At 65.3% G+C, this 9,833-nt stretch carries 9 protein-coding genes; 1 reads left to right on the forward strand and 8 read right to left on the reverse strand.

Going from position 1 to position 9,833, the window contains the following annotated elements; all coding sequences use genetic code 11:
* Positions 1-213: glutamine synthetase III (locus tag ACWKY3_RS00405; protein WP_449314444.1), on the reverse strand; the 213-nt coding region annotated here is incomplete at its 3' end.
* Between the two features lie 186 nt (positions 214-399).
* A complete protein-coding gene (locus ACWKY3_RS00410; RefSeq protein WP_449314445.1) occupies positions 400-1,977 on the reverse strand; it encodes a response regulator transcription factor in 1,578 nt (525 codons plus the stop codon).
* A gap of 198 nt (positions 1,978-2,175) precedes the next feature.
* Between ACWKY3_RS00410 and ACWKY3_RS00415 the strand changes: the two genes are divergently transcribed.
* Positions 2,176-3,906: an FAD-dependent oxidoreductase gene (locus ACWKY3_RS00415; RefSeq protein ID WP_449314446.1), complete on the forward strand. Its 1,731-nt coding sequence runs from the start codon at positions 2,176-2,178 to the stop codon at positions 3,904-3,906.
* A gap of 49 nt (positions 3,907-3,955) precedes the next feature.
* Here the strand turns inward: ACWKY3_RS00415 and ACWKY3_RS00420 are convergent, their stop codons facing one another.
* From ACWKY3_RS00420 to ACWKY3_RS00445, 6 genes are all read right to left on the reverse strand, one after another.
* Complete coding sequence (locus ACWKY3_RS00420) at positions 3,956-4,495, reverse strand: GNAT family N-acetyltransferase (protein ID WP_449314447.1); 540 nt, start codon at positions 4,493-4,495, stop codon at positions 3,956-3,958.
* Between the two features lie 278 nt (positions 4,496-4,773).
* Positions 4,774-5,166: a 30S ribosomal protein S9 gene (gene rpsI, locus ACWKY3_RS00425; protein ID WP_449314448.1), complete on the reverse strand. Its 393-nt coding sequence runs from the start codon at positions 5,164-5,166 to the stop codon at positions 4,774-4,776.
* 3 nt (positions 5,167-5,169) lie between these two features.
* Complete coding sequence (rplM, locus tag ACWKY3_RS00430; RefSeq protein ID WP_449314449.1) at positions 5,170-5,604, reverse strand: 50S ribosomal protein L13; 435 nt, start codon at positions 5,602-5,604, stop codon at positions 5,170-5,172.
* A 459-nt stretch (positions 5,605-6,063) separates the two neighbouring features.
* Positions 6,064-6,762 (reverse strand): response regulator transcription factor, encoded by a 699-nt coding sequence (locus tag ACWKY3_RS00435; RefSeq protein ID WP_449314450.1) that lies wholly within the window; start codon positions 6,760-6,762, stop codon positions 6,064-6,066.
* The gene (locus tag ACWKY3_RS00440) at positions 6,759-8,228 is read right to left on the reverse strand and encodes an ATP-binding protein (RefSeq protein WP_449314451.1); all 1,470 of its coding nucleotides are present in this window, start codon (positions 8,226-8,228) and stop codon (positions 6,759-6,761) included. The genes ACWKY3_RS00435 and ACWKY3_RS00440 overlap by 4 nt, the downstream gene beginning before the upstream one ends.
* A 143-nt stretch (positions 8,229-8,371) precedes the next feature.
* Entirely contained in the window at positions 8,372-9,742 is a 1,371-nt protein-coding gene (locus tag ACWKY3_RS00445) for an ammonia-forming cytochrome c nitrite reductase subunit c552 (protein WP_449314452.1), read from the reverse strand.
* Positions 9,743-9,833 lie beyond the last annotated feature (91 nt).

Raw genomic sequence — 9,833 nt, forward strand, 5'->3', positions numbered from 1 at the left:
AAGCGGCTGGAACCAGTGCGTGTAGTGGGTGGCGCCCTTCTCGATGGCCCACTCCTTCATGGCGTGCGCCACCACGTTGGCCACCTCGAGGTCGAGCGGCTGGCCCTCTTTGATGGTCTTGAGCAGGCTCTTGTACGTCGCGGATGGCAGGCGCTCCTGCATCGTGTGCTCGTTGAACACCATCGAGCCGTACATCTCGGAAATCATCGCCACGGCGTGCGCTCCTTACTCGTCGCCTTCCAGACGCCTTCCCTGCGAACCCCGTCGGTTCGCATGACCTTCATACGATAGCACGGACGCCGGGGGAATGCCGCATCAACTTGGCGTCATCAAACGAACCGCGAATGTTTTCGCCCCGCCTCCGGGCGAAAACGAAAGGAGGGCGAGGGAAGCTGCGGCTCACGCCTCCGCCTCGAACAGGTCCATCAGTTCCTGCTTCGAGTTCACCTGAAGTTTGCGGTAGATGTGCACGGTGTGCGTTTTCACGGTGCCCGTGGTCACGAACAGCGCGTCGGCGATGTAGGGCAGGCTGCGCCCGCGCGCCAGATAGCCGAACACCTCCGTCTCGCGTTTCGTCAGGCCGCAGCGCTGCGCGAAGCGGTCCGCGCGCTCCCGCACGGCGTCCTCGTCGGAGGCCGTATCCGAAGGCCCCTCTCCCCCAAGCCGCGCCGCCCCCGCAGGCGTTGCGGGCGACGCGGCGCCACCTGCACGGCTCGCACGGGCCACCAGCATGAAGAACAGCGCCAGCAACCCGGCGCCGCACACCGCGTCCAGCACGAACTCTCCGGATCCGAACAGGGAAAACACCTGCTTGCCCAGCACGTTGCCCGCAAACACGACGCCCGAGATGAGCGCCTGCCCCACGCTGAACGACAGCAGCGGCGACAGCCCCTCCTCCTGCGTGCTCTGCGTGATGACGAGGAACACGAGCACCTGTAGATAAAACGCGCTTCCCGACACGAGCGCGCCGCCTACCGGGATGCCCTCCGCGCCAAACACCATGATGGCCACCAGCCCCACCGCCGTGAACGTGAGCGTGATGCGGTAGACGCTTTCCACCGAAAGCACGTTGCGGTCGGCCGTGAGCGGCACAAGCGACATGGTGGCTATGCACGCGCACACCACGATGCCGCCGAAGAACAGGCTGTCCGCGCCGGCATAGCCTCGCCCCATGACCGCCGACGCCATGAGGTTGCCCACGAACGCAGCCAACACCAGCACGCCGATGGCGCGCCACGGCAGCACGCGGGCCTCCCATGATCCGGCCGCCAGCTCGCCGGGCATGGCAGACGCATCCGCGCCGCGTTCGGGGAACACCTCGGCCGAAAGCTCGTGGCGGGCGGAGGCGTCGCTCATCCACAGCGCCCACGAGGCAAGCGGCAGCGCGCACACCGCAGCCGCAGACCAAGGCGCAGGGGCGTGGGCCACCAAAAGGTACAGCAGATACGCCACCAGAAACGACATAACCACAAGCGGGCGCATGTCGCGGGCGCCCAACGAGTAGCGCGCGCCCCACGCCGCGCCAAGCAGGGAGATGCAAAAACCGTCCACAACGCCGCATACCACGATGACGGGAAACGCGCCCGCGCGCACAGCCGCCGCAAGCACAACCACCGACAAAGACGCGACGGCAGCGGCAACCAGGAACGCCGGCTTTCGCACGACGATGCGCCAACGACGCGCCCACAGCGCCACGACGAGCGCGAACAGCACCACCGCCGCCTGCGAGGCGAAATATCCGAACTCCAACCCGACGCTCGCGCCGCCCTCGTTCGGCTGAGGAATGAGCGCCGGACTCAAGTAACAGCAAAATCCCCATGCCCACAGAAGCGCCGATCCCGCCACCGTCTTGGCGCGCGAACGCCCCCAACGCGCGGACGCCCCCCGACGCCCCCGGCCAAGCCCGTGCGCCCCGGACGAACCCGGCGCCCCGGACGACTCCGACGCTCCACCCTCCACGTTCCCGAAACGCCGCATGGCGCCCCTCCCTCCTTGGCCTCGAAGGGCGCCATGCCGCATGCCCCGCAACGCCGTGAACAACATGCATCCTTTCTGACCTCGGTCAACGCAAAAGTATACCGTTTCGTGGGATGCACGGAGGCGGCAAAACGCCCACCATGTCAGGAGGAAGAGGCGGCCGGAACAAGGCGGTCGCCGCGATCAAGGGAGGAAGAGATGAAGCACCTGGACAACAAAGGCGCTGCGGAACACGAGCCGCAGCTCAGCCGTCGCTCGTTTCTGACGGGCGCAGCCGCTGCCGCCAGCTTGGCCGCCGTCGCCGGACTGGCCGGCTGCGCGCCGCAGAGCGCGTCCCAAACGGGCGGGTCAGGCGCGGGATCGGGCGCCGCGACGGGCGGATCGGGCTTCGGCGAAGCGTCGGGCACCATGCAGACCACCGATCCCTCGCAGGCGGTGTGGCCCGTGGTCGAAGAGGTGGAAGTGGGCGCTGCCGGCGAAGGCGAGATCGCGTTTGTGGCCGAGCCCATCGCCGAGGGCGACATCGTGGCCACGCACGACGTGGACGTGGTGGTGTGCGGCCTGGGTCCCGCGGGCGACGCGGCGGCGCTCGCCTGCGCCGAGCAGGGCCTCAAGACCGTCGCCGTGGAAAAGCAGTCCACCGGCAACTACAACTCGGCCACCATCGGCGGCACGAACTCCAAGCTGCACCAGCACTGGGGTATGACCTACGACACCGACGCCTGGCTCAGCGACGCCATGGTGGACTGCGCCTTCCAGGGAGACATGCAGCTCTACCGTCACTACCTCGAAGCGAACGGCGAGGCCGTTGACTGGTACGTGAGCCACTTCGACAACCAGAACCTCGACGACTACCCGCTCACGTTCGCCGCAGGCGACTTCCCCGACTTCCGCGACGAGTGGGACAAAACGTCGCTGTCCCGCTCCTGGAACACCTCGCTCAACCTGCCCTATCCCCCGGCCGAACTGGCCGGCATCCTGGCGGGCATCCTGCAGGAGGCCGGCGTGGAGATCCGCTACGAGTGCCCCGCGTGCCAGCTGGTCACCGACGACGCAGGCAAGGTGACGGGCGTCATCGTGAAAAGCGACGAGGGCTATGAGCAATACAACTGCGCGAAGGGCGTGGTGCTGGCCACCGGCGGCTACGAGTTCAACCAGCAGATGCTCAAGGAGCGCTGCCGTCCGCGCGGCGTGCCGGGGCACTGGCTGACCGGCGCGTTCGGCAACACGGGCGACGGCCTGCAGATGGGCCTGGCCGTGGGCGCGGCCGAGGACGAGTTCCCGCACGCCATCATGCTGGATCCCGAGCAGCTCATGCCGTACCTGCGCGTGAACAAGCTGGGCCGCCGCTTCGTGCCCGAGTACGAGCCGTACGGACATTTGGCCCTTTCCATCCAGGCGCAACCCGGCACCTACGACTTCTACATCGTGGACGGCGCCATCGAGCAGAAGATCGACAAGATTTGGACGCCCAGCTCGTCGTGCTACGGCCCGAAGGAAGTTTGGACGGCAGCCGCCACCAGCGAGAACGCCCTCAAGGCCGACACGCTTGAAGAGCTGGCCGAGCTTATGGAGGTGCCGGTGGACGAGTTCACGGCCACCATCGAGCGCTGGAACGAGATGGCGGCGGCCGGCAAGGACGAGGACTTCAACTTCCCCGGCGACATGATGATGACCATCGACACGCCGCCGTTTTACGCCACGAAGGAATACGCCGACGGCCTGTGCACCGTGGGCGGCCTTCTGGTGGACGCCGAGTGCCGCGTGCTGGACAAGGATCGCCAGCCCATCGAGGGCCTGTTCGCGGCCGGCATCGTGTCGGGCGGCATGTTCTACAACACCTACCCGCACAACCTGAACTGCCTCAGCCACACCCGCAACTGCCTGATGGGCTACACCATCGGTCAGGTCTTGGGCGGCCAGGCGTAACCCGCGCGAGTCTCCGGCGCCGTCGCGGTCGACGGCGCCGGAAGGCCGGCTACAGCGCACATTCGTACAGGCAGAAGTTTGCAGGACCCAGATCCTCGTAAAGTAGCGGGAAGGTCCCTTTGTTCTTGAAGCCGCACGCCTCGTACAATCGCCGCGCGCGAACGTTGTCGGGGAACACGTCCAGGCGGACGGCCCGCTTCCCCGCCGCACGCGCAGCCTTCAAGCCGCCCAGCATCAGATCGCGCGCGAATCCCCGACCGTGAAACGCCGGCAGCGTGGCCAACACGTGCACTACCCACACCTCGTCGGGAGCGGCCGCCACGCCCCACGGAACGCGCTCGTAGCCCTTTGCCGCATCTCCGTCAAGCACCATGGCCGCCGCGATGCAGGGTTGATGCGCATCATCCCGGACCATCAGCACATGCACCTGACCAGCATCAACAGCCGCACGCAGAAACTCCGGCGAGGGATGCACCCCGTGCTTCCACCGCACATCGAAATCCGTCCCCGCCATCTGGTCGATCATCGCAGAGTAGAAGTCCATCACCCTATCAAACTCGTCTTCCCGCGCCGTCCGCACCTCGCGCATGCGCCCTCTCCTTCTCGCATCTTCGTGCTTCCTCGCACGTCTGCTCCAAATATGCCCCGCTGGACATGATTTCGTACCCAGCCGTGTCGCCTGGCGCGGCCCGACTTTCACCCGGCCTCCCCCCAACGCGTCGCTCGCCCATTCTAACCGAGAGCGCCGCCGCAAAGCGCAAGACCTATGCGACACGCGCAGAACCCTCCCCCACGAAAAAGCGCCGCCCCCGAAGGGACGGCGCTTCCAGAAAACGTGCGATTCGCGAACGCGAGAAGGCGATACGCCTAGCGCTTGCTGAACTGCGGGCGCTTGCGGGCCTTCTTCAGGCCGTACTTCTTGCGCTCCACCATACGGGCGTCGCGCGTGAGGTAGCCGGCCTTCTTAAGCTCGGCGCGGTAGTCGCCGGCCTCAAGCAGCGCGCGGGAGATGCCGTGGCGCAGCGCGCCAGCCTGACCCGAGATGCCGCCGCCGTTGATGCGGGCGATCACGTCGAAGTGGTCCATCGTGTCCGTCACCTTGAACGGCGTCTTGGCGTAGTCCACCAGCGCCTGACGGCCGAAGTACTGGACCGCCTCGCGGCCGTTCACCGTGATCTTGCCGGTGCCGGGAACGAGGCGCACGCGAGCGACGGCGTTCTTGCGGCGGCCGGTGCCGTAGTACAAAGCTTCACCTGCCATGGGTTAACCCTCCATCTTGATCTCGCGGGGCTTCTGGGCCATATGCGGGTGCTCGGGACCCGCGTACACCTTGAGCTTCTTGCCCATGGCGCGACCGAGCCGGTTCTTCGGCAGCATGCCCTTCACGGCGTGCTCGATCACGCGCTCGGGATGCTTGGTCATGGCCTCGGTGAAGGTCTCCGACTTCAGACCGCCGGGGTAACCGCTGTGGCGGTAGTAGGTCTTCGCAGACGCCTTCGCGCCCGTCACGCGGATCTTGTCCGCGTTGATGATGACCACGAAATCGCCCGTGTCCACGTGCGGCGTGTACTGCGGCTTGTGCTTGCCCTTGAGGATCTGCGCGGCCTTGGAGGCAACGCGGCCGAGCACCTGGTCCGTCGCGTCGATCAAGACCCACTCGCGCTCAACTTCGAGGGGTTTCGCGTAATACGTCTTCACTGTCTTCCTCCATACGTGCGTCCTACCCCGCCGTGCGGGGCGGGAACCCGCCGCCCCAAGACGGCCCGTCTGCCGGACCCGCCTCGAAACTGCGGTGATCGATTCCAAAAGTGCAGGTCGATCGGATGCCGGGTTCCTACGCCGGCACGCAACCTCGGGCCTGGACTCCCTCGGTTCGCGTTTCCGCTTCTCGCTGCGTCACGGGGCTTCTGAAAGCGAACTTTTGAAGTATAAGCAGCATCGGTGCAAGAAGTCAACGAAAATCCCCTCCGCTGCGTGCGATCTGCACAAAGGAAGCGAAAACGGGCAACCAAGGGGCAGCACGGCAGCGGCGGCGGGGAGCAAGGGGACGAGGGGGCGGAGCGGGAAGAGGCTTCCAGCCGGTTGCACGAACCACCCCCCCCCGCAAGGCCGCCGGTCGCTTTCAGCGCGAACCCGGCTCCCGGCCGGCTGCGCGGATCAGTCCCCCAGCCGGTAGCCGAAGCGCCAAACGGTTTGGAGGTACTTCGGATCGGAAGGGTCCTCCTCTATCTTCTCGCGGATGCGGCGCACGTACACGGGAATGCTGATGGACCCCGTGCGCTCGTACTCCTCGCCCCAGATGCTCTCGATCAGATCCTCGCGCGTGAACACCTTGCCGGGATGGTCGGCCATCAGCGCGAGTATTTGGAACTCCTTCGGCGTGAGGTTGATCACGCGGTCGCGCACGGTCACCTCGTAGCGGCAAGGATCGATCACAAGGTCGCCGATGCGCACCGTGCGCATGAGCCCGCCCGTCCCGTGCGGAGCATCGCCCCGCCCCCGCCGGCGGAGCAGGGCCTCAACGCGCAAGACAAGCTCCTCGTCGTTGAAGGGCTTGGTGACGTAGTCGTCCGCCCCGGCGCGAAACCCGCTGCGCTTGTCGTCGATGTCGCCTTTGGCCGTCAACATGAGGACGGGAACGTCGGGGTCTATCTCCCGTATGCTCTCGCATGCGTCAAACCCGTCCAGCTTAGGCATCATCACATCAAGGATGGCCAGGTCAGGGCGCTCTCGCGCAAACATTGTCACCGCTTGCGCCCCATCGCGGGCCACACGCACCTCATATCCCGCGTCGCGCAGGATGATGGAGAGCGCCTCGCACAAGCTCGGCTCGTCGTCTGCCAGCAGAATCTTCATCGCTCGCCTCCTTGATCAGCGCCCTCCTCGGGGCACACGATGGGAACGGCCACCGTGAACGTGCTGCCCTTGCCCGGCGCGCTCTCCACCGCGATGGATCCGCCCAGCCTCTCGGCCAGGTTCTTCGCCAAAAACAGGCCAAGCCCGCTTCCCCCGCGGCCAGACGCCGCCGCAGACGCCTGGGTGAAGCGGCTGAATATCCTCGCGTGATCGTCCGGATCAATGCCGCAGCCGGTGTCGGCGACCGCGATGACCGCCAACGCGCCGCCCTCGCCCTCGTCCCCCGCGTTCGCAAGGCGGGCCGACACTTCCACGGAGCCGCCGCGCTCGGTGAATTTGAGCGCGTTGCTCACAAGGTTCATGATGATCTTGCGCAGCGCCTCCCAGTCCGAGCGCATGATGGGGATGCCCGGATCAACCGACTTGCCCAGCACGATGCCCTGCTTGATGGCCAACGGCTCGGCCACGGCGAACACGGCGTTCACCACGTCCACAAGGTCCACCTCGTCGCACTGCACCTCGAACCGCCCGGCCTCCAAACGCGCCACGTCTATGGTGTTGTTCACCATGTCCAAAAGCACGACGCTGTTCTCCTTGATCTCCTGCACGAGCTTTCGCTCGTCGGGATCTTTCGCGCGCGGCGACCGCTCCCAGATGTCGGTGAACGCGATGATGGACGAAAGGGGCGTGCGCAGCTCGTGGCTCATGATGGCAAGGAAGTTCGATTTCTCCTCGCTCTCGTCCTGCAGCTGCGCGTTGGCGGCTTCAAGCGGACGCGCCACCCACCGCCGCAAAGCGAAAGCCACCACCACGACAATGGCCGTGGCCAGGCAGAAGAAGAACGCGAGCGAGACCGCAAGCTCGGTATGCGCCTCGGCCTCGTAGCTTCCGAGCGGAATGACCATGCTGACGCAGCCCGCCAGATCGCCTTCGCTCATACCCTCTTTGAGAAAGCCCGTCACGTCGGGTTCCCCGGCCGGCTCGCCGTGGCACTGCAGGCAGTTCCGCTTGAGAACGAGCCGGGAGGCGTAGCGGAACACCGGCTGCCCGTCCACAGAGGACACCCCGTAGTGCTCGGTCGCGGCGCCCTCCTCGAAACGGGCGAGCGCCTCGGCCTCGAACTCATCGGGAACGTCGGTGCCCGAACGCGGATCCTCCCGCACGTAGCGGATGACATAGCCTTCGGAATCGCGCGTGAACCGCTTCGCGATGGCCTTGCCGGCCACCGAGCAGTACACGCCCTTGAAGCTGTAGGAACCGTCGTCGTTCACGTTGATAAGCGGCTGGGAATCGTCGATGTAGTCCCACACCGCCTGCATCTCCAGGTTGAGCGTGCGCGCCTCGGCAAGCGCCTTTCCGCGCACCGCCTCCTCCTGATACGACTGCGACCAGGCAAGATACATAACAGCCGCCACCGCGACCACGGCGACGGCCAAGCACGCGACGCGAATCGAAAGACCGCGCATGCTGCACCCTTTGACGTCGCCCATGGCACCTCCCCTCCGCATGCGCGAGCATGCGCAAGCGTCCCCGCATCCGCCCGCCCCCACGACGGAACGGCACCGCATGGGCGCCGTTCCGCAAGGGAGGGTTCCTGTCGCTTCTCAGTTTACCCGAGGCTCGCGATGATCCCGTCAAGCAGATTGCCAACCTGAGCGCAGTAGTTCTCGGTCGCCACCGGGTTGTGGACCACTTTGACACCCATGGGAGCGTCTCCCACGGTCGCATGGAAGTACGCTTCCGCCTTCGAGTAGTCGTCCCGAGCCTGCTGCAGCACGGCCTCGTCCACTCCGCCGCTTTGGTTCGCGTTCTTGATCAGCTCGTAAGCCTGGTCGAAGCGCGCGTCAAGATCCTCCTCGACGGCCTTCGTCTTGGCCTGCAGGTCCTCCACCATGGCCTTCATGTCGGCCGTCGACTCTATCCCCTGCTCTTTGTGGCAGGTCAGGCAGTATTCAAGCGCATCCTCGTTCTCCAAGGGCGAACCCGAAGCGTTGTGGCTGGTGTACCCTTCGCCGGACTCGTCCGCCTGCGGCATATGGCAGTCCACGCAGGTAACGCCCAGCTCGTTCATCGCGCTTCCTTGGACGAACTCAATCTCCGGGTGATCGAAGCAGGTCAGCAAGATGCCGGTATCCTCGTCAATGGAGTAAATGCCGTCCTCGACCGCCGCTTCGTAGAGCGAGTCAACGTCCAAGCCGTACCGATACGGGGAAAACCCATCCATCGTCTCCTGGTCGGTGATATGCGACCGGTAGTCGAACGAGTTGTGGCACTGACCGCACACGCGCTCGTCCGAATCGAACAGGTCGTACGAATCGCGAGCAAGCTGCGTCCAGTACGTCAGCTGCGCATCGGGCGGGTTTGCGGCGGGATCGCCGTCATGGCATGTGGTGCAGTTCCACACCTGGCCGTTGAGCGTGTCCACGAACTCGTCGGTCATCTTGGCGCCGAAAATGCCCGCGCCATCTTGGTCGTACACGTCATCGAACACGCTTGTCTTGCATGCGTAGCATCCTTGGCGCTCGCGCGTGCCCGAAAGGTCGTCAAGCTCGCTGTCCTTCACCACCCACACATGGTTCTCGGAATCCCACTCAACGCCGGACACCAGGATGCTCTCGTCTTGGTTGAAGCCGCCGCTTTCGTTGATGAGCTTCGTGTCAAGCTGGCCGTCGGTGCGCTCAACGCGCTTGGCCGGAGCAAGCAGCTTCTGCTTCAGATCGTAATGGCCGTGGAGCAGCCCGTCGTCCTTGACCGTGCTCTGATGGTACGAACCGTACTGGAGCGGGTAAAGCTCGCCCCACTCCTCCATGGTCTTGTCGGCGTCGGACGTCGTCGCCTGGGCCTCCGTCGCGCCCCCGTCATTTGAAGGCGCCTCGCTCGAAGATCCTTGCGGCGCGCATCCCAGCAGCCCTCCCCCAACGCCAACGGCGCCGCAGAGGGCAACCACGGCCATGCCCGTTACGAGCTTTCTTCTTTCCATGATTCTCCTATCTTGTAGTTGTTGCATTTGAAAGCCTTATATCGGATGCTTTTGGATGCAATGCAGATTCTGGCGGGCAGGGATGGCGACA

Source organism: Rubneribacter sp., assembly GCF_965361815.1.

Bases quoted from the DNA above. Each gene is read 5' to 3' on its own strand.
- ACWKY3_RS00410 (WP_449314445.1), bottom strand. From the start codon at position 1,977: ATGCGGCGTTTCGGGAACGTGGAGGGTGGAGCGTCGGAGTCGTCCGGG.
- ACWKY3_RS00440 (WP_449314451.1), bottom strand. From the start codon at position 8,228: ATGCGCGGTCTTTCGATTCGCGTCGCGTGCTTGGCCGTCGCCGTGGTC.
- ACWKY3_RS00415 (WP_449314446.1), top strand. From the start codon at position 2,176: ATGAAGCACCTGGACAACAAAGGCGCTGCGGAACACGAGCCGCAGCTC.
- rpsI (WP_449314448.1), bottom strand. From the start codon at position 5,166: ATGGCAGGTGAAGCTTTGTACTACGGCACCGGCCGCCGCAAGAACGCC.
- ACWKY3_RS00435 (WP_449314450.1), bottom strand. From the start codon at position 6,762: ATGAAGATTCTGCTGGCAGACGACGAGCCGAGCTTGTGCGAGGCGCTC.
- ACWKY3_RS00445 (WP_449314452.1), bottom strand. From the start codon at position 9,742: ATGGAAAGAAGAAAGCTCGTAACGGGCATGGCCGTGGTTGCCCTCTGC.
- ACWKY3_RS00420 (WP_449314447.1), bottom strand. From the start codon at position 4,495: ATGCGCGAGGTGCGGACGGCGCGGGAAGACGAGTTTGATAGGGTGATG.